The 24,216-nt window shown below is 56.8% G+C and carries 21 protein-coding genes; 11 read left to right on the top strand and 10 right to left on the bottom strand.

Annotation, left to right across the window (positions count from 1 at the left end):
* The first annotated feature begins 172 nt into the window (after positions 1-172).
* Positions 173-2,293 carry a TonB-dependent receptor PqqU gene (gene pqqU / locus OGY07_RS06845; RefSeq protein WP_286599496.1) on the top strand — a complete coding sequence of 707 codons (2,121 nt, stop codon included), beginning with the start codon at positions 173-175 and terminating at the stop codon, positions 2,291-2,293.
* Positions 2,294-2,349: 56 nt separating this feature from the next.
* On the opposite strand, the gene OGY07_RS06840 is transcribed toward pqqU, so the two are convergent.
* The 3 genes from OGY07_RS06840 to OGY07_RS06830 all read right to left on the bottom strand — a co-directional run bounded on the left by OGY07_RS06840 (position 2,350) and on the right by OGY07_RS06830 (position 4,908).
* Positions 2,350-3,015 carry a GntR family transcriptional regulator gene (locus tag OGY07_RS06840; protein ID WP_286599494.1) on the bottom strand — a complete coding sequence of 222 codons (666 nt, stop codon included), beginning with the start codon at positions 3,013-3,015 and terminating at the stop codon, positions 2,350-2,352.
* Between the two features lie 222 nt (positions 3,016-3,237).
* Positions 3,238-4,275, bottom strand: coding sequence for an NADPH-dependent curcumin/dihydrocurcumin reductase (gene curA, locus OGY07_RS06835; protein ID WP_286599492.1), 1,038 nt, complete (start codon positions 4,273-4,275; stop codon positions 3,238-3,240).
* A 57-nt stretch (positions 4,276-4,332) separates the two neighbouring features.
* The gene (locus tag OGY07_RS06830; RefSeq protein WP_286599490.1) at positions 4,333-4,908 is read right to left on the bottom strand and encodes a helix-turn-helix domain-containing protein; all 576 of its coding nucleotides are present in this window, start codon (positions 4,906-4,908) and stop codon (positions 4,333-4,335) included.
* Positions 4,909-4,945: 37 nt separating this feature from the next.
* Here OGY07_RS06830 and OGY07_RS06825 point away from each other — a divergent pair, with 37 nt between their 5' ends.
* A complete protein-coding gene (locus tag OGY07_RS06825) occupies positions 4,946-5,464 on the top strand; it encodes a GNAT family N-acetyltransferase (RefSeq protein ID WP_060571220.1) in 519 nt (172 codons plus the stop codon).
* On the top strand, positions 5,461-5,910 hold the full coding sequence (locus OGY07_RS06820; RefSeq protein ID WP_042283132.1) for a DMT family transporter: 450 nt from the start codon (positions 5,461-5,463) through the stop codon (positions 5,908-5,910). The genes OGY07_RS06825 and OGY07_RS06820 overlap by 4 nt, the downstream gene beginning before the upstream one ends.
* A 26-nt stretch (positions 5,911-5,936) precedes the next feature.
* Here the strand turns inward: OGY07_RS06820 and OGY07_RS06815 are convergent, their stop codons facing one another.
* Entirely contained in the window at positions 5,937-6,170 is a 234-nt protein-coding gene (locus OGY07_RS06815) for a YdcY family protein (RefSeq protein WP_060571221.1), read from the bottom strand.
* Between the two features lie 225 nt (positions 6,171-6,395).
* On the opposite strand from OGY07_RS06815, the gene OGY07_RS06810 reads away from it, so the two are divergent.
* From OGY07_RS06810 to OGY07_RS06800, 3 genes are read left to right on the top strand one after another with little or no spacing between them, the layout of a single operon-like run.
* Positions 6,396-7,694 (top strand): SrfA family protein, encoded by a 1,299-nt coding sequence (locus OGY07_RS06810; RefSeq protein ID WP_286599488.1) that lies wholly within the window; start codon positions 6,396-6,398, stop codon positions 7,692-7,694.
* 4 nt (positions 7,695-7,698) lie between these two features.
* The gene (locus OGY07_RS06805; RefSeq protein WP_286599484.1) at positions 7,699-10,680 is read left to right on the top strand and encodes a virulence factor SrfB; all 2,982 of its coding nucleotides are present in this window, start codon (positions 7,699-7,701) and stop codon (positions 10,678-10,680) included.
* Complete coding sequence (locus tag OGY07_RS06800; protein WP_286599482.1) at positions 10,677-12,830, top strand: virulence factor SrfC family protein; 2,154 nt, start codon at positions 10,677-10,679, stop codon at positions 12,828-12,830. Before OGY07_RS06805 ends, OGY07_RS06800 begins: the two co-directional genes overlap by 4 nt.
* A gap of 39 nt (positions 12,831-12,869) precedes the next feature.
* On the opposite strand, the gene ortT is transcribed toward OGY07_RS06800, so the two are convergent.
* Complete coding sequence (ortT, locus tag OGY07_RS06795) at positions 12,870-13,043, bottom strand: orphan toxin OrtT (protein WP_042283144.1); 174 nt, start codon at positions 13,041-13,043, stop codon at positions 12,870-12,872.
* Positions 13,044-13,234: 191 nt separating this feature from the next.
* Here ortT and yncL point away from each other — a divergent pair, with 191 nt between their 5' ends.
* On the top strand, positions 13,235-13,330 hold the full coding sequence (yncL, locus tag OGY07_RS06790) for a stress response membrane protein YncL (protein WP_072014929.1): 96 nt from the start codon (positions 13,235-13,237) through the stop codon (positions 13,328-13,330).
* 101 nt (positions 13,331-13,431) lie between these two features.
* Here yncL and patD read toward each other — a convergent pair whose 3' ends face one another.
* Together patD and OGY07_RS06780 are read right to left on the bottom strand one after the other, a co-directional pair.
* Positions 13,432-14,859, bottom strand: a complete 1,428-nt coding sequence (gene patD, locus OGY07_RS06785) for an aminobutyraldehyde dehydrogenase (protein ID WP_042283146.1) — start codon at positions 14,857-14,859, stop codon at positions 13,432-13,434.
* A 309-nt stretch (positions 14,860-15,168) separates the two neighbouring features.
* Positions 15,169-16,578: an aminotransferase-like domain-containing protein gene (locus OGY07_RS06780; protein WP_181823152.1), complete on the bottom strand. Its 1,410-nt coding sequence runs from the start codon at positions 16,576-16,578 to the stop codon at positions 15,169-15,171.
* A gap of 168 nt (positions 16,579-16,746) precedes the next feature.
* On the opposite strand from OGY07_RS06780, the gene OGY07_RS06775 reads away from it, so the two are divergent.
* From OGY07_RS06775 to OGY07_RS06765, 3 genes are read left to right on the top strand one after another with little or no spacing between them, the layout of a single operon-like run.
* Positions 16,747-18,147, top strand: coding sequence for a cytochrome ubiquinol oxidase subunit I (locus OGY07_RS06775; protein ID WP_286599476.1), 1,401 nt, complete (start codon positions 16,747-16,749; stop codon positions 18,145-18,147).
* Positions 18,147-19,157, top strand: a complete 1,011-nt coding sequence (gene cydB, locus OGY07_RS06770) for a cytochrome d ubiquinol oxidase subunit II (protein WP_286599474.1) — start codon at positions 18,147-18,149, stop codon at positions 19,155-19,157. The genes OGY07_RS06775 and cydB overlap by 1 nt, the downstream gene beginning before the upstream one ends.
* Positions 19,157-19,285, top strand: a complete 129-nt coding sequence (locus OGY07_RS06765) for a DUF2474 domain-containing protein (protein WP_001164804.1) — start codon at positions 19,157-19,159, stop codon at positions 19,283-19,285. Before cydB ends, OGY07_RS06765 begins: the two co-directional genes overlap by 1 nt.
* A 104-nt stretch (positions 19,286-19,389) precedes the next feature.
* Here the strand turns inward: OGY07_RS06765 and OGY07_RS06760 are convergent, their stop codons facing one another.
* Together OGY07_RS06760 and OGY07_RS06755 are read right to left on the bottom strand one after the other, a co-directional pair.
* A complete protein-coding gene (locus OGY07_RS06760) occupies positions 19,390-21,351 on the bottom strand; it encodes a peptidase U32 family protein (protein WP_199957726.1) in 1,962 nt (653 codons plus the stop codon).
* A 78-nt stretch (positions 21,352-21,429) separates the two neighbouring features.
* Entirely contained in the window at positions 21,430-21,966 is a 537-nt protein-coding gene (locus tag OGY07_RS06755; protein ID WP_042283159.1) for a helix-turn-helix domain-containing protein, read from the bottom strand.
* A gap of 93 nt (positions 21,967-22,059) precedes the next feature.
* Between OGY07_RS06755 and OGY07_RS06750 the strand changes: the two genes are divergently transcribed.
* Positions 22,060-23,226, top strand: a complete 1,167-nt coding sequence (locus tag OGY07_RS06750; RefSeq protein ID WP_286599470.1) for a benzoate/H(+) symporter BenE family transporter — start codon at positions 22,060-22,062, stop codon at positions 23,224-23,226.
* Here the strand turns inward: OGY07_RS06750 and OGY07_RS06745 are convergent.
* Complete coding sequence (locus OGY07_RS06745) at positions 23,203-24,078, bottom strand: AraC family transcriptional regulator (RefSeq protein WP_181823148.1); 876 nt, start codon at positions 24,076-24,078, stop codon at positions 23,203-23,205. The two genes, OGY07_RS06750 and OGY07_RS06745, sit on opposite strands and share 24 nt — an antisense overlap.
* Positions 24,079-24,216: the final 138 nt, after the last annotated feature.

Raw genomic sequence — 24,216 nt, 5'->3', positions numbered from 1 at the left:
TAATCATTATTTGTCAGAAAGTGGAGCACTTCTTCGCATCCTGTCTACAATCTTCTTAATTTCTCCATTAATTCTTAACGCATTGTGCCGTTAAAATTTTCAAAATTTTACAAACGAATTAACATGTAACTTACATACCTATGGGTACGTTCACTTTAACTGGCCTTTTTTCATGAAGATTATTTCCATACGATATACCGCAGTTCCCGCTCTGCTCTTTCCACTCGTGTTCTCTCCGCTGGCCGCAGCGGACAGCGAAGCCGATGAACAAACGCTGATCGTCAGCGCCTCACCCCAGGCCGTTTCTGAACTGGATACCCCCGCCGCCGTCAGCGTGGTCGAGGGCGAAGATATGCGCCGGGCGGCGCCGCGCATCAATCTTTCCGAATCCCTGACCCGCGTGCCGGGCCTGCAGGTGCAGAACCGACAAAACTATGCTCAGGACCTTCAGCTTTCTATTCGTGGCTTTGGGTCGCGTTCAACTTATGGCGTGCGCGGCATTCGTTTGTATGTTGACGGCATCCCGGCAACGATGCCGGACGGCCAGGGGCAGACATCAAATATCGATCTCAGCAGCGTGCAAAACGTTGAAGTACTGCGCGGTCCCTTCTCCGCGCTTTACGGCAATGCTTCCGGCGGGGTCATGAACGTGACGACACAAACCGGACAACAGCCGCCGACCATCGAGGCAAGCAGCTATTATGGAAGTTACGGCAGCTGGCGCTACGGGTTAAAAGCGACCGGCGCGTTGGGTGACGGCACCCAGGCTGGCGATGTGGACTACACGGTGTCGACAACCCGTTTTACTACCCACGGCTACCGCGATCGTAGCGGCGCGCAAAAGAATCTCGCCAATGCGAAACTGGGCGTGCGTCTCGACGAGGCAAGCAAGCTGAGTCTGATTTTTAACAGCGTCGATATTAAAGCTGACGATCCCGGCGGCCTGACCGAAGCCGAATGGCGCGATAACCCGCAACAGTCGCCGCGCGCGGAGCAGTATCACACGCGTAAAACCATCAAGCAGACGCAGGCCGGACTGCGCTATGAACGACAGCTTAGCGCCCAGGACGACATGAGCGTGATGATGTATGCCGGGCAACGTGAAACCACCCAGTATCAGTCGATCCCGATGGCCCCTCAGCTCAGACCGTCCCATGCGGGCGGCGTTATCTCGCTGCAGCGTCATTACCAGGGCATCGACAGCCGCTGGACGCACCGTGGGGAACTGATTGTACCCATGACGTTTACTGCCGGACTGAACTACGAAAATATGAGTGAGAACCGTAAGGGCTACACAAATTACCGTCTCACTGACGGCGTACCGGAGTACGGCCAAAAAGGCGAGCGCCGCCGGGACGAGCGCAACCTGATGTGGAACGTCGACCCCTACCTGCAGACGCAGTGGCAACTGACCGACAAACTCTCCCTTGATGCAGGCGTGCGCTACAGTTCGGTCTGGTTCGACTCTAACGATCACTACGTGACGCCGGGCAACGGCGACGACAGTGGCGATGCCAGCTATCATAAATGGTTGCCAGCCGGATCGCTGAAGTATGCCGTGACGGACGCCTGGAACCTCTATCTGGCAGCGGGCCGCGGTTTTGAAACGCCGACCATAAACGAGCTGTCCTACCGTGCGGATGGGCAAAGCGGGATGAATTTCGATCTTAAACCTTCCACTAACGATACGATAGAAATTGGCAGCAAAACCCGTATCGGCAACGGACTGCTGACGGCGGCGCTGTTCCAGACCGACACGGACGACGAACTGGTGGTGGATTCCAGCAGCGGCGGACGGACAACGTATAAGAATGCGGGCAAGACCCGGCGTCAGGGGGTAGAACTGGGGTGGGATCAGCGTTTTGGCGAAAACTGGCGCGTCAACGCCTCCTGGACCTGGCTGGACGCCACCTACCGTAGCAACGTCTGCAACGACCAGAACTGCAACGGTAACAGGATGCCGGGGATCGCCCGCAACATGGGTTTTGCGTCCCTGGGTTATGTGCCGGATGAAGGATGGTATGCCGGGGTGGATGCCCGCTACATGGGGGATATTATGGCTGACGATGAAAACACCGCCAAAGCGCCCTCTTATACTGTCGTAGGGCTGAATACCGGGTATAAAATCAACTACAGTAATCTGACGGTGGATGTGTTCGGGCGGGTCGACAACCTCTTTGACAAAGCGTATGTTGGCTCGGTCATTGTGAATGAATCGAACGGCAGATACTACGAACCTGCTCCGGGGCGAAATTTCGGCGTGGGTGTTAACCTCGCATGGCGTTTTGAATAACCTGCGTAATAAAGGTAGTCATAGCGGGGAGATTCCCCGCTAAATTTAAGCAGTACTTAATTAAGGTATTGTCGTTTAACGATGGCGACATTTTTATTGATGATGTCGATTAAACAGTCGCGACTGGCCTCTTTATTTCCTTGGGCAATAACCTTAAATAATTGATGGTAATGATCGACACTGTGTGGATACGCGCCCTCTTTTTCCAGATCATAGAGAAAATGCAGGCTTGGCCCCATTTGTACCCACAGCTGTTCGATCATTTCGCACAGCGTCGGCATGTTGGCGAAGTGATAAATTTTGAAGCGTAACGCCCGGTTTGCCCGCAGTCGCTCGGCTACCGAGCCTCTTTCATGCGCCTGCTGATACGTCGCAAGCAGCGCCTCCAGGAGTTCCATCCGTTCCGGCGTAATCCGCCCCGTGGCTTCCATAACCGCCATCCCTTCCAGTTCACAGCGAATACGGATGATTTCCGCGAATCGCGCTATATTGATTTCCGGCACCATGAAGGCTTGCGCGGGCGCAATGGTTAACGCGCTGGCAGACACCAGACGTAACAGCGCCTCACGCACCGGCGTGATACTGATCCCCAACTCCTCAGCAATATTTTTGGTAATTAATCTGGCGCCAGGCTTCAGCTCGCCCAGACTTAATCGATCTTTTAATCCTCTTTCAACGTGTGTTGTCAGACTGATGTGCTGCGACTTTTCCGTACCAGGCATTCTATTTCTTCACCTCATCATATAGCCAATCGCAATTAAACCTGAAAGATTTAATTGTTTAAGATTTCGCCTGGTGAAAAAATAAAACGACAACCGTGATCATTTACCCGCGTTATTTTAACGGCCCTGGCAATTTAAATTGCCTTGCACGCGGTGATTTAATTAAAGCCGGAAATTTAAAAACTGCCCATTTTTTTATGGCGGCCAGGGCCGCCATGTTTGTCAGTCATCTTCCGCGATGCGAATCACGACTTTGCCAAAGTTTTTACCACTCAACAGACCGATGAAGACCTCTGGGGCGTTTTCCAGTCCTTCCGTCACCTGTTCACGGTAATGAATCTTACCTTCTTTAACCCAACGTCCCATCTGCTGTTGGAACTCATGAATACGGTGACCATAATCCTGCGCAATGATAAAACCCTGCAGACGAATGCGTTTCTTCAGTATCGTCGCCATCAGCAGCGGCAGTCTGTCCGGCCCGGCGGGGAGTTCTGTCGCGTTATAGCCGCTGACCAGGCCGCAAAGCGGGATCCGCGCGCAGGTATTCAACAGCGGAAGTACAGCGTCGAAGACTTTACCGCCGACGTTTTCATAATAGACATCAATCCCCTGTGGACAGGCATTTGCCAGTTGCTCTGCAAAGTCATCCGCATGGTGGTCCAGACAAACGTCAAAACCCAGCACTTCAGTGGCATGACGACATTTTTCCGCGCCGCCGGCAACGCCGACCACACGGCAGCCTTTGATCTTGCCAATCTGCCCCACCGTCGCCCCGACTGGACCGGTTGCGGCGGCAACCACCAGCGTTTCCCCCTCTTTCGGCTGACCTATATCCAGCAAGCCCATGTAAGCGGTAAAACCGGGCATCCCCAATACGCCGAGCGCCCAGGATGGCTGTTCAGGATCGTTGCCGAGCTTCACCAGCCCCGCGCCGTCGGAAATATCATAATCCTGCCAGCCGCTGTAGCTCAGTACCCATTCACCAGGCTTGTAGTCTGGATGGTTTGACGACACGACGCGGCTCACCGTTCCGCCGACCATGACCTCACCCAGCGCGACCGGCGGCGCGTACGACGGTTCGTCGCTCATTCGTCCGCGCATATACGGATCGAGGGAAAGGTAAACCGTGCGCAACAAAACCTGGCCTTCTCCCGGGGTGGCGACCTCATCCTCTTCAAGACGGAAATTGTCCGCCACGGGCGCGCCATGGGGTCGGGAAGCTAAAACCCAGCGACGATTACGGTGTTCTTGTTGACCCATGATGTTCTCCTCAGCGTTTGGCATGAATCCATCAATAGTAGCAGGCCGCGCCTGTCTTTAACGTCCCGCGAGGTTTAAACGCACAACGAGGTAAACGCAGGTTTGCGCTGTTTCATTGATAAAACGGCAATCATTGGGCGGCCCCAGCTCAAGACAATCGCCCGCTTTCATCTCGTGGCGGGTTTCACCCTCAACGAATACCAGTTCCCCGAGCTGAAGCCAGATCAACTGCCGCGCCTGTACATAGGCTGAGGCGGGCATCGGGATATCACTTCCTGCGGGAAGCTCAATTTGCACCAGATCGAGAGGCAAGTCGCTGTGTGGCGAAACGTGGCGGCGCAAATACTGGCTTTGCGGATCGTGCCAGACGGGCTGATCCGCCGCACGCAGCAGTTTGCCTTCCTGCATTTCGGCGCGCGCAATCAGCGTTGACATACTGATGCCAAAGGCGCCGGAAAGCCTGCCGAGCAGCGTCGCCGTCGGGCTGCTTTCCGCACGTTCGATTTTATGGATCATCGCCCGTGAAACGCCCGCGCGTTCAGCCAGTTCAGTCAGCGACCAGCCGCGGGATTCTCGCTCAATGCGAATTCTTGCACTGATGCGTTGATTTATGCTGTCTTCAATAGTATTCATATCGTAATACTATAGTGAACATTTCCTGAGGTTCAAGATGCTTATTCGATTCGCGAGCAAAGAGGATTGCGGGGATATCGCAGCGATCTACAACCACGCCGTGTTACACACGGCGGCGATCTGGAACGATCAAACCGTAGACGCCGATAACCGCATGGCCTGGTTCGAAGCGCGTCAGTTGCTGGGGTATCCGGTGCTGGTAGCTGAAGAAAACGGTAAGGTGACGGGGTATGCCTCCTTTGGCGACTGGCGCAACTTTGACGGATTTCGCCACACGGTGGAACATTCGGTGTACGTTCACCCGGATCATCAGGGGAAAGGAGTGGGACGCCAGCTATTGAGCCGCTTGATTGAGGAAGCGCGCGCCTGCGGCAAGCACGTGATGGTCGCGGGCATCGAGTCGCAAAATCAGGCTTCGCTGCATCTTCATAGCACGCTCGGGTTCAAAATCACCGCGCAAATGCCGCAGGTAGGGACCAAATTTGGCCGCTGGCTGGATCTGACATTCATGCAGCTTCAGCTTGACGATCGTCTGCAACCGGACGCGCGCGGATGAACACATCGCTGACGCTCGCCTTTCTGATCGCCGCGGGTATCGGCCTGGTGGTGCAGAACACCCTGATGGTGCGCATCACCCAGACCTCTTCCACTATTTTGATCGCCATGCTGCTGAATTCGCTGGTCGGCATCGTGCTGTTTGTCACTCTATTGTGGTTTAGGCAGGGTATGGCGGGATTTGGCGAACTGGCCTCCAGCGTTCGCTGGTGGACGTTAATTCCTGGCCTGCTGGGTTCGTTTTTCGTGTTTGCCAGCATCAGCGGCTATCAGCATGTGGGGGCGGCGACCACGATTGCCGTGCTGGTCGCCAGTCAGCTTATCGGCGGACTGGCGCTGGACCTCCTGCGCAGCCACGGGGTACCGCTGAGGGCGCTGATTGGTCCGGTTTGTGGCGCGGTGATGCTGGTGGTGGGCGCATGGCTGGTGGCAAGACGATCGTTTTAACGACCGCCCTGCCGCCATCTGGCCCATCACAGGATCGTGCCGCCTTTTGTCAACTGCTCGCGGCGCGCTTCGGCGTCTTCTTTATGCTGCCGGCCATGATGCGCGATGGCGGTTCTCAACCGTTGCTGCTGGGTGTAACGATCTTCGCGGCTTAATTCGCCATCGTCGCTCAGGGCGATCAACAGCGTGTTCATCTGAGCAATAACGCTTTCCGCAATCGCGGCATCAACGCGGGCGCTAACCTCATCCAGATGCGACATAGCTTCTCCTTTTCAACAGACTGATGAAACCTTCATCATACGCTGAAATCCGTTCGCTTGCGGCATTTAATCCGTAATGCATATCCGCCAGTTTCCCTTAAGTCTTTTTCACAACGTCAACCCCTCTATGGCGGGATAATTCGCCCCTTTATGCCTTTCTTCCACCGTTTGCTCGCGTTATGACGCCGTAAAGTAGATGCGTGAAAAAGTCTTAAGGACCCTAACGTGGCAAAAACTCTCTTGCGCAGCGGCAATCTTGATGACTATCAGGCCGTCGGCGGTGGCGGCCAGGCCGTCTTTGATTCAGCGCTGCAAATTCGTGAAACACTCCGGCTGCGAAAGCAACTGGCGATGGTCGATTGTCTCGCCATTCCGCAAATTAACGACAGCGGTGACCGGGTGGACTGGTATTCTCCTGTAGAAGGCCAGGCCGTTGCGTGGAAAGCGGCTGACGTTGATGCGCGCCGTCGCGCCCTCCGCACGCTTTCCGCGACGCTGGACAGCGCCGCCGCCCTGAGCCGCAAGAGCCTGCAATCCGGAAAAACGGCGTTACAGCTTTTCGGCTCCTTGCTCGAAAAAGCCGTACAATTTCCCGGTGAAAACCACGTCTTCCTGGTGGATGGGAAACCGGTTATCACCTTCTGGGGTTTTATCAACCTTAACGAAAACGTGCGTGACGATGTGCTGGCATGCCTGTATCTCGAAGATTCGCCCGAAGCGGACATTCACGCTGACCCCGTACCTGCAGAAGAAACCGCGCCAGAGAACGCTTTTCCCCATGCGGATGAACCACTGCTGCCAGTCCCCGTCGTGCCGGTAACTCCGCCCGTCTCTGAAACCATCAGCCCGCCCGTCGCGCCGTCCGTCGTGGCAGAGGAAAAAGCGTCCGCGAAACCGGCGCGCCGACTGCCGCTGTGGAGCGTGCCGGTTGCCGCCGTCACCATTGCCGCGCTTGCCGTGCCGCTGCTCTGGCACGCGCAAACCCCCGCGGTCGCGACGGAAAGCGCCAGTGCGCCGCAACCCGCAATGCCTGCTCTGCCGGAACTGACCGCCACGCTACCGCTGCAGCAGGCGCACGTTATTCCGGAGAAGAAAAAGACCCCGCCCGCCGACGCGCCGGTGGTCATTGCTGCGATACCGAAAGACGCGCTGGTCATGGAGGCTAATCAGGTGAAGGCCGGTACGACCCGTTTTCTCAACGGTCGCTGGCGCGTAGTAATGGAGGTGAAAGACCCCGCGACCGGGAAAGCGCCCTCGTTGCGCTATCAGATCCAGAATAACAAAGGGACAGCGCGGCTGGTGCATGGCGACAGCATTGTTTGTCGCGCCGAGCTTTTTTCCGGTCTGCATCAGAGCGGCGAGCTCATGATCAAAAGCCGTGGAAATGCACGCTGCGCCGATGGCTCCCGCTATCCGATGCCGGAAATCACCTGTAAAGCCGGGACAAATGACGTTGCCGCCTGTACCGCACGCTTCGACGGGCAAGCGGAGATCCCGTTGACGTTTAAAAAGATAGGTGCCTGATCTTATGCTGGTGAATTTGTGTGATTACAAACAGAGCGTCACGCTCATCGCAAACAGCGGCGTTCAGTTTCTTGACTTCGGCCTGACGCCGCAGGAGTCGGCACATCATGGCCGTTTTGTGCGGAAAACCGCTAACGGCCCGCTGCTGCGTCTGGACTACGATCTGGTAAACGGTCGCTACACGCTGCCGGCGCGTCCGGGAATGCAGCCAGAAGTGGTTAAACCCGAAAGCACACAGTCGCTACAGTATTCGCTTGCGGTACTGGACGGCGTCTGGCTACCGCTGCCGTTCCTGCGCTTCAACCCGCCGCGCACCTTTGTTGAAGGTCCGGATAACTGGGCGCGCGTGCAGGTTCGCAAACTCGCCTTACCTGACAGCGCAGGTCATACCCACCGCGTTACGCTCGCGCTCGACAGTCAGTTGAGCGATGCGACTCCCTCCGCGCTCGCCCCCAGTGAAAACGATGTACTGAACGGTACCCGCTTTGCGCTGGCCTGGCGCGATGACGAAGTGGCTGATTTTCTCGATCAGACGTGGATTGATGGCTGGCTACGCGAGGTGTTTTTGCATCATGTCAGCCAGGTGGAAAACCGTCCGGAACAGGCCATCAATCAGGCGCTGCGCAGTTTTGAATATCAGGCGCACTGGCTGAATCTGCTGGCGTTACTCGGCGAACAGCTAACGGTGCCAGAGGTCAGGCTGGTCACAGAGACGCTGAGCACTCCCGCGATTCCGGTCGATTTGATCCTTGACGTTGGCAATACCCACACCTGCGGCGTGTTGATTGAGGATCACGGCGATGCCAACGACGGCCTGCGCCAGACGGCAGAACTGCAGGTGCGATCGCTGAGCGAGCCGCAGTTTTTGAACGATCCGCTGTTCACCAGTCGCCTTGAGTTCTCGGAAGCCCGCTTCGGCAAGCAGCATTTTTCCGTCGAAAGCGGACGCGAAGACGCGTTTATCTGGCCGTCGATTGTCAGGGTTGGCGACGAAGCGCGTAAACTGGCGATGCAACGAACCGGAACCGACGGCAATAGCGGTATTTCCAGTCCCCGCCGCTACCTGTGGGATGAAACGCCGGTACTGCACGACTGGCGCTTCAGCCAGATGAACAGCAAAACCCAGCGTGAACCGCTCGCGACCGCCTATCCGCTGATGAATCTGATGAATGACGACGGCCAGCCGCTGTACGCGCTGCCGCAGGATGAACGCCTGCCGGTATTCTCCCCGCAGTACAGCCGCAGCACCCTGATGACCCATATGCTCTGCGAGATCCTCGCCCAGGCGCTGGGGCAAATCAACAGTGTGGCGACCCGTCTGCGGCTGGGGTTTCCCGCATCGCCCCGCCAGTTGCGTACGCTGATCCTCACCCTGCCCTCGGCAATGCCAAAGCAGGAGCGGGAGATCTTCCGCCAGCGTATGTTTGAAGCCATTGCCCTTGTCTGGAAAGCCATGGGGTGGCATCCGCAGGACGACGACTTTAGCAGCCGTAAACAGCAGGAAAAAAGCCGGGTGCCAGTGCCTGAGATCCAGATGGAATGGGACGAAGCCAGCTGCGGGCAACTGGTGTGGCTGTATAACGAAGCAATCTCCCATTACGCCGGACGTAGCGAAGCCTTTTTCCGCGCAATGGCGCGTCCGGACCGCCAGCCCGAGCCGGGCGAAAGCAAAGGCCGGGCGCTGCGCGTTGCCTCGATTGATATTGGCGGCGGCACCACTGACATGGCGATTGTTCACTATCAGTTGGACGACGGCGTCGGTACAAATGTTAAAATCACCCCGCGCCTGCTGTTTCGCGAAGGATTTAAGGTCGCAGGCGATGACATGCTTCTGGATGTCATTCAGAGATGCATCTTACCGGCGCTGCAAACCCGGCTGCAGCAGGCAGGCGTTACCGATGCCGCCGCCCTGCTCGCCACGCTGTTTGGCGATTCCGGGCGCATAGATACCCAGGCGGTGCTGCGTCAGCAAACGGCGCTTCAACTGTTTATGCCGCTGGGGCACGCGGTGCTTTCCGCATGGGAAAAGTGCGACATCAACGATCCGCTGGCCGGGGTGCATGCCACCTTTGGCGAGCTGTTGCCTCAGCGCCCAACCCGCAACGTCATGAACTACATTCAGCAGGCCGTCGACCATGCGCTGCCGCCCGGCACGCCAGCGTTCGATGTGCTTAGCGTGCCGTTACAGGTGCAGTTCAGCCAGCTGCAAGAGGCGATGCTGGCCGGGCAATTCACCCTTACCTCGCCGCTGCATGCGGTGTGCGAAGCCATTTCGCACTATTGCTGCGACGTGCTGCTGGTGACCGGCAGGCCCGCCTGTCTGCCTGCGGTGCAGGCGCTGATCCGCCATCTTCAACCTGTTCCGGTCAACCGGATAGTATGGATGGATAACTACCGGGTGCATGAATGGTATCCGTTCAACCAGCAGGGACGGATCGGCAACCCGAAATCCACTGCCGCCGTCGGTGCGATGTTGTGCAGTCTGGCGCTGGATCTGCGTCTGCCGCGCTTTAACTTTAAAGCAGCCGATATCGGCGCCTGGTCAACGGTACGCTATCTCGGCGTGCTGGATAACACCGTCAACATCCTGCGCGACGAAAATGTCTGGTATCGCGATATCGATCTGGATAAACCCGGCGAAAAGCTGGATACCCGCGTCCACTTTCCGTTGCGTGGTAACGTGACGCTCGGTTTCCGCCAACTGGCGAACAGCCGCTGGCCCGCAACGCCGCTCTATACGCTGAGCATCAACTCCGCCGAACTGGCTAAAAATATTGCCGGTGACGGTGTGCTGAACGTGCGGCTTCAGTTGCGCGGCGGCAGCAAAGAGAACGGTCCCGAATCGTTTGTCCTCAGCGACGCCTGGTTACAGGACGGCACACCCGTTCCGGCGGATGCCCTGACCTTAAAATTAAATACCCTGGCTGACCGTCGACACAGCGGCAGTCATTACTGGATCGACAGCGGGAGCGTGTACCTGAAATGAGCAAAACGTTAACCCTTTCTCAGGCCGCTATTGCCTGGGTAGAGCGCACCCGCCGCTACGCCGTCACGCTGGATGCCGAAGCAGACGCGCTGTTGACGCAGCTTCACGCCGCGAACGCCACGGAGATTGCGCTGGAGACCGCCCGTCAGTCACGCGCCTGTATCGGGCTGTACGGTTATTCCCAGTCAGCGAAAGCCCATTTACTTTCCGCCCTGTGCAGCAGTGGAAACGGCAGGATGAATGTGGTGATGCCGGACCGCTATTTCGACTATTTCAGCCATATTAACCCCGGCCATGCCGCCGCCAACATGGCGCTACGCTTTACGCGGCAGGCAAGTTCGCCCGATGACGAGTGGCCGTTACGTCTGCGGCTTCTCGCTGAAGCCGAACTGGTGCAAATCTTTATTACGATGGCCCACGCGCAGCCAGCATGCCGCCAGGCAGAAAAAGCGATGATTGAATCGCGTCTCGAAAAATGGCGGTCGCTGCGCCAGCGTCATCCCGTCCCCGGCGTTACGGCGGCGGAAGTCGCCACCGTCGCCCGCTTCTGTCGTCAGTGCCGACCGGCTTCTCAACAACAGATTGACGATGCGCTCTGGCATCAGTTCGCGCTTGTGCTTCCGTATGTGGATCTCACTACCCGCGCCAGCATCTGGTCGCTGCTGTGGGGCGAACAGCCGGAACTAACGCAGCAGTGGCTGGCGCTGGCGCATGTGCTGCAACAGACCGGTAACGCTGGCGAAGTTGCTGCGCCGCTCAGCCTGCTGGTCGATCAGTATGGTTTACCGTCCGAGCGTTTTCTCACCCAGGAAGCCCATGCCTCACCGGAAGCACAAAATGACGTGGTGGTGCATCCCGTGGTGGAAGGCGCGCTGCTGGCGGCCGTGAGCCTGCCGCAAGATCCCCTTGCGCTGCTTACCCGCGAGCTGGTGCTGAGCGTGGAGGACGGCGTACTTGACGAGGTCGATCTGCTGGATATTCCGCTGGCGCCCGTCACCTCTCCACAGCCCTTATGGCAGGCTAAACTCGGCTGGCTGCTTGAGCACTATCGTCAGCAGCGGCAGCCTGACGTGTTAGTCATCTGCAATGCCACCGCTAACCGCACGCAAACGCCCGCTACCGCCAGGCGGTTACTGAACTGGGTCCACGAAACCCAACCCTTACGCGACACAGCGCTACCGGGCGTGGTATGGGCGATCACCCCGCAGGACGCGCGCTTTGTAAGCGGAGAGAATCTGGATGAAACCGTCCAGCAACTGATGGGCAATCCCGGTCAGCACTGGGGCACCCTTCAGGCGCTGGATAAAAACAGTCTGCAACGATTGATCGAATGGCTGTCCCACGCCACGTCGTTCCCCCAGCGGCAAGCACGCATTGAGGCGCTTCATGCCCGGCATCGGCAGTATCTGCGTGAACTGCTGTGCCTGCTGCCTGACAACCTGTCCAGCGCCGAAACGGTTGTCCGTGAATTACAGCAACAGGCAGCACATCACGGCGATCTGCTGGATGGCCTTGTTCCCGAGGTGCAACAGTTTGAGAGCCTGCTCCAGATACGCCAGCCGAGGGAAGAACAGGTTAGCGGGCTGTTCAACGACGCTGTCGATCTTTTTGCGGAGGTTCACGACGCGCCTCAAACGGTTGAGGGTAATGATACCGGCGACCGGGCGCACAAATTGTGGATCAACCATCTTCGCCAGTGGAGCCGCGACGACAGCAATGCCACACGTTTAGGTCTGAAGCCCGCCACGCTCAGGCAGGTGGTCGCAATACTGATCGCCGCCAGCTACCGCTTGCAGCTTGCGCAGCAGTTACAGCAAATTGTGCAACAGGACGAGAACTGCGGCGCGCAGTTGCACGCCAACATCGCCAACTTTGTCGCCTGGCTCGGTTATGCCGACGTTGAGGAAAGCGAACGCCCTGCCAGTCGAATGGCCAAAGGCGAGACGATTTTCAGCGCGGCAAAACGTCCACCTATGGCACGCCTGACAGCGTTAAACGACCGGCCGGTACATGCCGCCAGCCGCTACGTCTATGACTGGCTGGTGGCGCTGTATACGCGCGCGCAGGAGAACAATGGATTCAGCCATCCACATGAAGTGACGCCAGAGGATAAAAACGCGCTGAACACGCTGTTGAGTGGGGGACAATAACAGGCAGGAGGTGCATCACCGCCCTCCTGTTCAGCCGTGTTAAAACAGCGAAAACAGCAATGCGACCGGGAAGCTCATAGGCCAGGTCGCTCCCACCAGAAAGGCGCTCAAAAAACGGATACGTTTTTTATCGTGCGATAAAAACCAGGTGATGAGAAAAGTCAGTGCGGCCATTACCGCATAAAAAACGAGCATTTTTTGATACAAAGACATTGACGGGACATCCGGCCAGAGAAGTGAAACGCGCGCAATATGCTCTTTTTTTTGATGTACATCAAGTTTTATCGCTCTGGTCTGGCGCTGTTCCGATTTTATCGCTGCCGATGAATAACCCCGGGTTGTCCTATTGCGCAATTTGCGATCCCGAACTATACACAAAGGGGTAATAACTCAGGGTGGCCTAAATGAATGTCTCAAGCAGAACTGTCGTAGTGATCAATCTTTTTGCTGCCGTCGGACTGGTAACGCTTATCTCATTGAGATTTGGTTGGTTTATTTAATTTCTACATCCCTGCGGCGCAGACTGGCAGAGAGATTTTTCTCTCTGCCTGCAACGTACGATCTTTTCCCGCCCCGTTCGATTCCGCACTGATCATAAAGGCTATGAATGTTTAACCATGACGTGACGAATAACGGTGTAATCTTCCAGCCCATACAGCGACATGTCTTTCCCATAACCTGACATTTTCTGCCCACCGTGCGGCATTTCGCTGACCAGCATAAAATGGGTGTTTACCCACGTACAGCCATACTGGAGCCTGGCGCTGACCCGGTGCGCGCGCCCAACATCCTGTGTCCACACCGACGAGGCCAGACCGTACTCCGAGTCGTTGGCCCACGTCAGCACCTGTTCCTCGTCGTCAAACGGCGTCACGCTCACTACCGGGCCGAAGACTTCCCGCTGCACGATTTCGTCCTCCTGTTTGGCCCCCGCCAGCAGCGTCGGCGCAAAATAATAGCCGGGACCGTCCACCTTCTGTCCGCCGGTAACCACCTTAATGTGTCCAAGCGCTTTGGCCCGTTCGACCGCTTTTGCGACCCGCTCAAGGTGCGCCAGTGAACTCAGTGGCCCCAGTTCAGTAGAGTCTTCCTCCGGCGCCCCCGTTTTCAGGCTGGCAACCGCCGCCCCAAGTTTTTCCACCAGCGCGTCATAGATCCCCTTTTGCGCATAGATTCGGCAGGCGGCGGTACAGTCTTGTCCGGCGTTATAAAAGCCGAACGTACGCACGCCCTCGACCACGGCGTCAATGTCGGCATCATCAAACACGATAACCGGCGCTTTGCCGCCCAGTTCCATGTGTGTACGCTTAATGGCGGGCGCGGTATGACGGATAATGTGTTCGCCAGTGGCAATCGAACCGGTTAACGACACCATGCGCACTTTTTTATGCCCGGTCAGCAGATCGCCAACCGTTTTACCACGACCAAACAGCACATTCAGCACGCCCGCCGGGAAGATATCTTTGGCCAGTTCGGCAAGTTTCAGCGCGGTCAGCGGCGTGATTTCGGAGGGTTTTATCACCACGCAGTTACCGGCTGCCAGCGCAGGCGCCAGTTTCCACGCGGCCATCATCAGAGGATAGTTCCACGGCGCAATTGAGGCGACGACACCCACCGGATCGCGCCGGATCATAGAGGTGTGTCCTTCCAGATATTCCCCGGCAGCCATACCGTTGAGACAACGAGCGGCGCCGGCAAAGAAACGGAACACATCGACAATCGCCGGGATCTCATCATTGAGCGCGCAATGCAGCGGTTTCCCACAGTTGCGGGATTCCAGTTCGGCAAAGACCTGCGCGTTCTGCTCTATCGCGTCAGCCAGCGCCAGCAACCGTTCACTGCGCGTTTTAGGCGTCGTTTGTCCCCATTCGCTGAACGCCCTGTCGGCTGCGCGAACGGCGGCGTCAACCTGCGCAGGAGAGGCTTCGGCTATTTCCAGAAGCACCTTGCCCGTCGCCGGATTATAGACGGGCTGCCTCTCGCCTTCACCGCAGACCAGCTCGCCGTTAATCAGTAAGAGATGTTGCATAGCATTTTCCCATGTCATTGTTTATTTACCGTTTCCGGCGACGCTGTCACGACAGTCGTACCGCGGAATGTTGTTCTTTCCAGAGAATAGTCGGCGCACAGAAAGCCCACCGCCCGGAGAGAATAAATTTGACCAGGATGTGACGTAACGCGCATTACGTCGCGGACAAGGGTAAAGAGTCTCTCTTCCCTAATATAGACAAGGCGTTAGCGAGCAAAAGGAAAATTGACGGGTATTGATATTTCCTATGAATGACAGGCAAAAGCAGGCTCATGGATAATCAGAATCTGCTTTACACATTACGACGCGCTATTTCAGCTGTTCGCGAATAAGCTGACCGAGTTGTTTAACGGCGCTCTCCTCTCTTTCCCCCCACTGCCAGGCGGTGTTGAAGCGGAAAAAACGTTTCCAGGTGTCCGAGGTGGAAAACATTTTCCCGGGAGCGATACTGATTTGGTGCGCCAGCGCCTGCGCGGTCAGTTCTCCTGCATCCATTGATTCCGGCAGTTCGAGCCAGAGAAAATAGCCGCTGTTGTTATGATGGATCTTCACGTCGGCAGGCAGGTGACGCAGCAGCGATTGCCAGGCCTGTTGTTTGCGCTCAGCAAGCTGACGGCGCAAGCGTCTAAGATGGGCGTCATAGCGACGGGTAGACAGGTAATCGACCAGCGCCAGCTGCATGGGCGAACTGGTCGACAGCGTGCTCATTAATTGAAGGCGCTGAATGGTGCGGGCGTGCTTGCCGGCAGCCACCCAGCCAATGCGAAAGCCCGGAACCAGACACTTCGAGAATGAAGAACAGTGCAGGATCCGGTCGCTGCGATCCCAGGCTTTGGCGGGTAATGGTTTTTCGCGGCCAAAGTAGAGTTCGCTGTACACGTCATCTTCAATCAGCATCACATTATGCTTGTCAAGGAGCGCGACTAGCCGCGCTTTTTTCGCCGGACTAAGCGTAAAGCCAAGCGGGTTCTGACTGTTGGTCATCAACCAGCACGCTTTTACCGGATAATCCTGTAACGCCTGTTCCAGCGCCGCGAGATCGATCCCCTCTTTCACGTCGGTCGCCACTGACAGCGCTTTAAGCCGTAATCGCTCCAGCGCTTGCAGCGCGCCATAGAAACAGGGGTTTTCCACAATCACCCAGTCGCCGGGCTCGGTGACCGCCTGTAAGCTCAGATTAAGCGCTTCTAACGCACCGGCGGTGATGACAATGTCATCCGGCGAGACGGTTATGCCCTGCTGGGCATAGCGACGGGCGATGGCATGACGCAGCTCTGCGTTGCCAGGCGGCAGATTTTCGAGCACGCTCATGGCGGTCGCGGTTTTGCTCACCTGCGCCAGCGAGCGGTTAAGTTGCTGGAGCGGAAACAGGCGCGGATCGGGAAACGCCGAGGCGAACGGCATGACCGAGGCATCACGGCTGGCCTGTAACATCTCAAAAATAGAGGTATTGATGTCGACAGCCTCGTCACGCATCACCTGGGCTGGCTGCACGGTCGGCTGGAGAATCGGGCGTGGCGCGACGTAATAGCCGGACTGCGGACGCGCAATAATTCGCCCCTGACTTTCCAGCAGTTGGTAAGCATGTCCGACGGTCATGAAGCTCATGCCGCTGCTGGCGACCTGTTCGCGCAGAGACGGCAGACGATCGCCGGGTTGCCAGACGCCAGAGGCGATCTGTTCGCAAAGTTGTTCAGCCAGACGCTGGTATTTTTTCATTCTGGTTTCTCGTCGGTCAATGCAGGTGAGCCTCGCAGTGTATAACAGTGAATAAAATTCACAACGATTTGCAAACTGTTATGGTTAAATATGCCTGTTCTGTTTCTGCCCCTCATTGCTTCACACGCCTAGAATTGCGCTGAATCAATTTTTAGTGCGGAGTCAGGCATGTTTGGTCTTGATGCGTTTCACCTGGCAAGGATCCAGTTCGCCTTTACGGTTTCTTTTCACATTATCTTTCCGGCGATCACCATTGGGCTTGCCAGTTATCTGGCGGTGCTGGAAGGCCTTTGGCTAAAAAGCAAAAATCCGGTCTGGCGCTCGTTGTACCACTTCTGGTCGAAAATATTCGCCGTCAATTTCGGCATGGGTGTGGTTTCCGGTCTGGTGATGGCCTATCAGTTCGGCACCAACTGGAGCGGTTTTTCGGAATTTGCAGGCAGTATTACCGGGCCGTTGCTTACCTATGAGGTGCTGACCGCTTTCTTCCTTGAAGCCGGATTCCTCGGGGTGATGCTGTTTGGCTGGAATAAAGTCGGCCCGGGTTTGCATTTCTTCTCAACCTGCATGGTGGCGCTTGGCACCCTCATTTCCACCTTCTGGATCCTGGCGTCTAACAGTTGGATGCAAACGCCGCAGGGGTTTGAGATCGTCAACGGCCAGGTAGTACCCGTGGACTGGTTCGCCGTTATCTTCAATCCTTCGTTCCCTTATCGCCTGCTGCATATGTCCGTGGCCGCATTTCTCAGTAGCGCGCTGTTTGTCGGCGCATCGGCAGCCTGGCATCTGCTGCGCGGCAACACAACGCCAGCCATTCGCACGATGTTTTCCATGGCGTTGTGGATGACGCTTATTGTCGCACCGGTGCAGGCGTTAATCGGCGATATGCATGGGCTGAACACCCTGAAACATCAGCCAGCCAAAATCGCCGCGATTGAAGGTCACTGGGAAAACCCGCCGGGTGAGCCGACGCCGCTGCTGCTGTTTGGCTGGCCGCATATGGAACAGGAACGCACCCGCTATGGACTGGCGATCCCGGCGCTGGGAAGCCTGATCCTGACGCACAGTCTGGATAAACAGGTTCCGGCGCTAAAAGAATTCGCCAAAGAGGATCGCCCTCACTCGACGATCGTGTTCTGGTCGTTTCGCATCATGGCCGGCCTGGGCATGTTAATGATCCTGTTGGGGCTCTGTGCGCTCTGGCTGCGCTACAGGCAGCGCCTCTACACCTCGCGCCCGTTCCTGCGCTTTGCGCTATGGATGGGACCCTCGGGGCTCATCGCCATTCTCGCGGGCTGGGTGACCACTGAGGTCGGACGCCAGCCGTGGGTGGTGTACGGTTTACAGCGTACTGCCGACGCGGTGTCGGCCCACGGCGATTTACATATGAGCATTTCGTTGCTCGCTTTCTTTGTTGTCTACAGCTCAGTCTTTGGCGTCGGCTACAGCTACATGATTCGCCTGATCCGCAAAGGCCCGCTGGAAGATGATTCCGCGCCGCCGCCGGGCACACCCGCCAGGCCGCTTTCCGCCGCCGTCCTCGATTCTCAACATGAGGCACATCGCTAATGGGTATTGATTTATCGGTTATCTGGTTTGTGATCATCGTCTTCGCCACGCTAATGTATATCGTGATGGATGGATTCGATTTGGGTATTGGCATTCTGTTTCCTGTCACACGAGACGCAGAGGATCGTGATGTGATGGTCAATAGCGTCGCGCCGGTGTGGGACGGTAATGAAACCTGGCTGGTGCTGGGCGGCGCGGGGCTGTTTGGGGCTTTCCCGCTGGCCTATGCGGTTATTATCGATGCGCTGACCATTCCGTTGACGCTGATGCTGATCGGACTTATTTTTCGCGGCGTGGCCTTCGAGTTTCGCTTCAAGGCCACGCCAACCCACCGCCCATTTTGGGACCATGCTTTTCTCGGCGGGTCGATTCTGGCTACCTTCGCACAGGGGATCGTGGTTGGCGCAGTGATCAACGGTTTCCCGGTGACCGGTCGCCGCTACAGCGGCGGGCCGTTCGACTGGTTAACCCCCTTCACTCTGTTCTGTGGCGTCGGACTGGTCGTTGCCTATGCGCTCTTAGGCGCAACCTGGCTGGTGATGAAAAGCGAAAATCCGCTGCAGGATAAAATGCGCAGCGTCGCGAAAAAACTGCTGCTGGCCCTGCTGTTGTCAATCGCGATAATCAGCCTCTGGACACCGTTAGCGCATCCGGCGATCGCCGACCGTTGGTTTACGCTTCCCAACCTGGGCTATCTGCTGCCGGTGCCGGTGCTGGTGATCGCGTTCAGCGTCTGGTTATGGCGCACACTGGGTCGTCCGGAAAACCACACGTTCCCGTTTGTGCTGACGCTCGGGCTAATCTTCCTTGGTTTCAGCGGCCTGGGCATCAGTATCTGGCCGCACATTATTCCGCCTTCGGTTACCCTCTGGCAGGCAGCCGCCCCCGCCCAGAGTCAGGGGTTTATGCTGGTCGGTGCGCTGCTCATCATTCCGGTGATTTTGGTGTACACCTTCTGGAGTTACTATGTGTTTCGCGGCAAAGTGCAACATGGCGAGGGGTATCACTGATGCAACATTCTCTCTGGAAACGCCTGATGTGGCTGGTCATCCTTTGGGGCGGCAGCGTGCTGGCGCTGGCGGCGGTGGGCATGTTTTTTCGCCTGCTCATGACCGCGGCGGGGTTTAAAGCGCATTAAGCGGACACTTCGCCGGATGTCGGCTTTGGGCTACGCGTTAACCGGCGGAAATAAATACCAACACAAAGGCCCGGTAAACGCCACCGGGCTGATGTCGCAAAGGATTAAGGTTTACGCTTCGGCAGCGTTTTCATCAGATCTTCCGGACTGACGGAACCCACTACGCTGCCCGGCAGCGGCATTTTAAGAATGTGATTTTTAATCTTGCCGATAACGTGCATTTCACACGGGCGACAGTCAAATTTCAGCGTCAGCACCTCATCACCGTTGACCAGTTGCATTGGCGTCGCTTTCCAGCTTTTGATGTTACCTTTCGCCTGTTTCGGACACAGATTAAAGGCAAAACGCAGGCAATGCTTGGTGATCATCACAGGCACATCGCCCTTTTCTTGATGCGCTTCATACGCCGCGTCGATCAACTGTACGCCATAACGATGGTAGAACTCACGCGCCTTCTGGTTATAGACGTTTGCCAGAAAACTCAGATGCGTCTGCGGGTAGACCGGCGCGGGATCTGAGACCGGTTTGCGCACGCCGCGTTTGTAGCGGGCAAGTCGCGCCTTATCCAGCATCTCAATGGCTTCCCGACGGAACGCGTTGAGTAGCCCGTTTGGCACAAACAGCGCACCGGGTAGGTTAACCTGAATGTCACGCGCGTAGTAGAGCGTCTGCCCCAGCTTCGCCAGGCCGTCCTTGAGGTTACTCAGCGCTTTTTCAGCGTTGTTGGCGTCGTCAAACTGACCGTCCAGCGTGTGCGTTACGCTCACCCCTTCCTCGCTGGTTAACGTAAGGATCAGCTGTTCCTGCCAGCCGCCGAGTTCGATATCCACCGCTACCCGCCGCTCGCTGGAGGTTTTGGTTAACGCCTGCTGCCAGTTATGATCGAGATTACGGTTCAATGGATGTCGCGGGCGCACTTTGTGCAGGTCGGCAGGCATCTCGTTCGGCCAGACGCGATAACTGTTTTCCCCGGTTTTTTCGACAGTATTGGCACGAAAACCAACCACCTCACGTTTGATCAGTACGTTCAGGCCATCGCCGTTCGCCAGTGGTTCACTGGCTTCAACATCAAGGTGATCTTTCGCCACTTTCAGCACTTCGCCAACGGGTAAGCCGATGAATTTTGGTGAGTCAAAGGCGCCAATATCGCCTTTGCGCGCATTGACAAAATAATCGGTGCTGCCGCGATGGAACGTTTTATCCGTGGACGGGATAAAGAAATGCTCGGTGCGACCGGAAGACGCGCGCGCCAGATCGCTGCGGTCTTCAATGATCGCATCCAGCATTTGCCGATAGTGGGCGGTGATATTTTTTACGTAACTCATGTCCTTATAACGCCCTTCAATTTTGAAGGAGCGTACACCTGCATCAATTAACGCGCCGAGGTTAGCGGTTTGATCGTTGTCTTTCATCGACAGCAGATGTTTTTCGTAAGACACAACCCGGCCCTGATCGTCCTTCAGGGTGTACGGTAAACGGCACGCCTGGGAGCAGTCGCCGCGGTTGGCGCTACGTCCGGTCTGGGCGTGAGAAATATAACACTGGCCGGAATATGCGACGCAGAGCGCGCCATGCACGAAAAATTCGAGAGTGGCATCGGTCGCCTGATGAATCGCCTGAATTTGCGCAAGGCTCAGCTCGCGCGCCAGCACAATCTGGGTGAAACCGACGTCAGCCAAAAATTTCGCTTTTTCGACGCTACGGATGTCGCATTGCGTGCTGGCATGCAGTTCAATCGGCGGAATGTCAAGTTCAAGGATCCCCATATCCTGAACGATCAGCGCGTCGACGCCGGTCTGGTAAAGATCGGTAATCAGGCGCTGGGCGGGTTCCAGCTCATCGTCATGAAGAATGGTGTTCAGCGTAACAAAGATTTTCGCGCCAAAGCGATGGGCAAACGGCACCAGTTCGGCGATATCTTTCAGGCTGTTGCTGGCGTTATGACGCGCGCCGAAGCCGGGACCGCCAATATAAACGGCGTCCGCGCCGTGTAAAATGGCTTCGCGGGCGATGGCGGTGTCACGTGCCGGGCTTAACAATTCAAGGCGATGTGGGTGCTGGCGCATAGCGTTGTTTTTATCCAGTAGCAGCAAAATGGCGGCTATTGTAGTCAGAAGCGCGGCATTGCGAAATAGTTTTCCCGCTTAACTGCGCGGGTAATGAATCAGCGAATGAAAATGGACTGTTTGCGCGCTGGTGTTGCGATAGGCATGGGCGTGATCACCGGCGAAACGAACGCCTTCTCCGGTTTTGATCGTCCGCCACTGCGCGTTAATACACATCTCCAGCTCGCCATAGATCACCACGACGTGCTCAATTACCCCCGCCTCGTGCGGCGTGGATTCGCTGAGCGCGCCGGGCGCCAGAAGAATGGAAAAATGGTCGAAGCAAAGTTCCGGATCCCACGGAAACAGCGGCGTCACCACCATTTCCTGCTGCTGAGGATCAAACGTCGGCAAAGGCGTCGATTCCGGCGGTGAAATAAACGTAGAAAACGGGACATTCAGCCCAGTGGCGATCTTCCACAGGGTCGCCACGGTCGGGCTGGATTCGTTCCGTTCGATCTGCCCAAGCATGGCTTTCGACACCCCTGTCGCGTCCGCCAGGCGCGACAGGCTCCAGCCGCGCTGGGTGCGCAACGTTTTCAGCGTGCTCGCCAGATACTGTGTGAGATTGTCCATACGCGTTCTCCCAAAAACATCAGTTTACCACTTGTGCGCTATAACGCTCAAATGGTAGATTCAAGCGACCGTTATAACGCACAAGAGGTTGCTATGCGCGCTTTCTCGCTTCCGCTACCGACGCTTCTGTCAGGGTTTGTGGCGGTCCTCATCGGCTATGCCAGCTCGGCGGCTATTATCTGGCAGGCCGCCGTGGCCGCAGGCGCCAGCGCCGAACAGATCGCCGGCTGGATGACCGCGCTCGGCATCGCAATGGGCGTCAGTACGCTGGGCCTGTCACTGTGGTATCGCGCTCCGGTATTGACGGCATGGTCTACACCTGGCGCGGCGCTGTTGGTCACGGGCTTGCAGGGGGTAACGCTGGCGGAAGCGGTTGGCGTGTTTATCGTCGCCAACGCGCTGATTGTCATCTGCGGAATAACAGGTCTGTTTGCGCGCATGATGAGGATTATCCCCCACTCGCTCGCCGCCGCGATGCTGGCTGGCATTCTGCTGCGTTTTGGTTTGCAGGCCTTCACCAATCTGGAGGGCCATTTGATGCTGTGCGGCAGTATGTTGCTGGCCTGGCTGGCGTTAAAGCGAGTTGCTCCGCGCTATGCCGTCATTGCCGCACTGTTCGCGGGCGCACTGGTGGCATGGCTTGAGGGCGAAGTGGTGACCCGTACGTTGAGCGTCGCTCCGGTTATACCGACGTTTATTGCGCCTTCGTTTTCTCTGGCGCACGCGTTAGGCGTGGCGGTACCGCTATTTCTGGTCACAATGGCCTCACAGAATGCGCCCGGCGTGGCGACAATGAAGGCCAGCGGCTATGACGTGCCTGTTTCACCGCTGATCGTGGTGACGGGCCTGCTGGCATTGCTGTTATCGCCATTTGGCGTGTATTCCATCTGCATTGCCGCCATCACAGCGGCAATCTGTCAAAGTCCGGATGCGCATCCGGATGCGTCAAAGCGCTGGCTGGCGGCAGCGTCAGCCGGGGTGTTTTATCTTCTGGCGGGGATTTTCGGCAGTTCGATTACCGGCATAATGGCGGCGCTACCGGTGAGCGGCGTGCAGATGCTGGCAGGATTAGCGCTGTTAAGCACCCTCTCCGGCAGTCTGTATCAGGCGCTGAACCATGACGCGGAACGCGATGCGGCTATCGTCACGTTCCTGGTCACCGCCAGCGGTGTGACGCTGTGGGGTATCGGCTCGGCATTCTGGGGGCTGATGGCGGGTGGTGTCTGCTTCGCCACGTTAACCTTCTCCCGCCGCGCGTAGCTGCGAGGGTGTTTTCCCCGTCACCTGCTTAAAGCGGTTGCTGAAATGGCTCGGAGAGCTGAACCCGCAGGCCAGCGCAATGTCGGTTAACGGTTGACGGGTGTGACACACCAGTTGCTTCGCCAGCGCCATGCGTCGCTGCATCACATACTGATGCGGCGCCATTTTCATCGACTGGCGAAACATACGGGCGAAATGAAATTCGCTGAGCGCCGCCTCGCGGGCTAAGTCGGCAAGTGTCAGCGGTTCCGCCAGATGGGCATCGATGTACGCCAGCACGTTGCGCAGCGTCACGGGCGCCAGTCCGCCGGTTACGGTAGGCAGGCGCCACTGGACGTTGCTGTAGTGCTGGATCAAGTGAGTCATCAACAGCGACGAGGCCGCGCTCAGCGTCAGGTGATTGGCGGGCTGCTGCCAGTCGTTACCGAGAAAAAACTGGCGATAGACGGCGGTGATACCCGGGTCGTTGCCAAATAACCGTTCTTCAAGAGTGAAACGGTAAGGACTCTTGTCCCACACTTTTTCGCCCACTTCGCGCAGGTGCGCATCGGTGCAGTAAAGATGCACAAAGGATAAGTCGTCACGAATATCCCACGTCGATTCGCTCTCTTTTGGCATCAGACAAAACCGATCCGGCCCGCCGCCGTTTTCCCAGCCGCTGGACGTTTTGTGATAACTCTCATAGCCATCCTCAATGTACAGACTGAGGGTGTGATGATCGCAATATTGCGTAATGGTATCGCGCTTGTTCGACCAGGCCGCCAGCTGGACGCCAGAATGCAGCGCGACTGACTCATGCAGCACAGCATTATGTTTGCGCAGGTTTTCAAACGCATCGTAGGACCGGGACATATCACCATATCGACAACATTTAGCAGATCCTCAGTCTATCGCAGGTTGCCGCGCTTACCATGCCCTCAAAGGAAAAAAGCGCAAGATTTTGCAAGTGTGGCGCAAGGGGATGAAAGCGCATTCCCGGCAATTTTGTGA

The sequence above is a fragment of the Citrobacter sp. Cs237 genome (assembly GCF_030332325.1).
Lineage (GTDB): Bacteria > Pseudomonadota > Gammaproteobacteria > Enterobacterales > Enterobacteriaceae > Citrobacter_A > Citrobacter_A sedlakii.
Note: the sequence above shows the minus strand (reverse complement) of the source record. Positions and strands in the feature narration are given on the sequence as shown.

What these genes read in the sequence shown, in the direction of transcription:
- pqqU (WP_286599496.1), top strand. Translation starts at nt 173, where the DNA reads ATGAAGATTATTTCCATACGATATACCGCAGTTCCCGCTCTGCTCTTT.
- OGY07_RS06840 (WP_286599494.1), bottom strand. Translation starts at nt 3,015, where the DNA reads ATGCCTGGTACGGAAAAGTCGCAGCACATCAGTCTGACAACACACGTT.
- curA (WP_286599492.1), bottom strand. Translation starts at nt 4,275, where the DNA reads ATGGGTCAACAAGAACACCGTAATCGTCGCTGGGTTTTAGCTTCCCGA.
- OGY07_RS06830 (WP_286599490.1), bottom strand. Translation starts at nt 4,908, where the DNA reads ATGAATACTATTGAAGACAGCATAAATCAACGCATCAGTGCAAGAATT.
- OGY07_RS06825 (WP_060571220.1), top strand. Translation starts at nt 4,946, where the DNA reads ATGCTTATTCGATTCGCGAGCAAAGAGGATTGCGGGGATATCGCAGCG.
- OGY07_RS06820 (WP_042283132.1), top strand. Translation starts at nt 5,461, where the DNA reads ATGAACACATCGCTGACGCTCGCCTTTCTGATCGCCGCGGGTATCGGC.
- OGY07_RS06815 (WP_060571221.1), bottom strand. Translation starts at nt 6,170, where the DNA reads ATGTCGCATCTGGATGAGGTTAGCGCCCGCGTTGATGCCGCGATTGCG.
- OGY07_RS06805 (WP_286599484.1), top strand. Translation starts at nt 7,699, where the DNA reads ATGCTGGTGAATTTGTGTGATTACAAACAGAGCGTCACGCTCATCGCA.
- OGY07_RS06800 (WP_286599482.1), top strand. Translation starts at nt 10,677, where the DNA reads ATGAGCAAAACGTTAACCCTTTCTCAGGCCGCTATTGCCTGGGTAGAG.
- ortT (WP_042283144.1), bottom strand. Translation starts at nt 13,043, where the DNA reads ATGTCTTTGTATCAAAAAATGCTCGTTTTTTATGCGGTAATGGCCGCA.
- yncL (WP_072014929.1), top strand. Translation starts at nt 13,235, where the DNA reads ATGAATGTCTCAAGCAGAACTGTCGTAGTGATCAATCTTTTTGCTGCC.
- patD (WP_042283146.1), bottom strand. Translation starts at nt 14,859, where the DNA reads ATGCAACATCTCTTACTGATTAACGGCGAGCTGGTCTGCGGTGAAGGC.
- OGY07_RS06780 (WP_181823152.1), bottom strand. Translation starts at nt 16,578, where the DNA reads ATGAAAAAATACCAGCGTCTGGCTGAACAACTTTGCGAACAGATCGCC.
- OGY07_RS06775 (WP_286599476.1), top strand. Translation starts at nt 16,747, where the DNA reads ATGTTTGGTCTTGATGCGTTTCACCTGGCAAGGATCCAGTTCGCCTTT.
- cydB (WP_286599474.1), top strand. Translation starts at nt 18,147, where the DNA reads ATGGGTATTGATTTATCGGTTATCTGGTTTGTGATCATCGTCTTCGCC.
- OGY07_RS06765 (WP_001164804.1), top strand. Translation starts at nt 19,157, where the DNA reads ATGCAACATTCTCTCTGGAAACGCCTGATGTGGCTGGTCATCCTTTGG.
- OGY07_RS06760 (WP_199957726.1), bottom strand. Translation starts at nt 21,351, where the DNA reads ATGCGCCAGCACCCACATCGCCTTGAATTGTTAAGCCCGGCACGTGAC.
- OGY07_RS06755 (WP_042283159.1), bottom strand. Translation starts at nt 21,966, where the DNA reads ATGGACAATCTCACACAGTATCTGGCGAGCACGCTGAAAACGTTGCGC.
- OGY07_RS06750 (WP_286599470.1), top strand. Translation starts at nt 22,060, where the DNA reads ATGCGCGCTTTCTCGCTTCCGCTACCGACGCTTCTGTCAGGGTTTGTG.
- OGY07_RS06745 (WP_181823148.1), bottom strand. Translation starts at nt 24,078, where the DNA reads ATGTCCCGGTCCTACGATGCGTTTGAAAACCTGCGCAAACATAATGCT.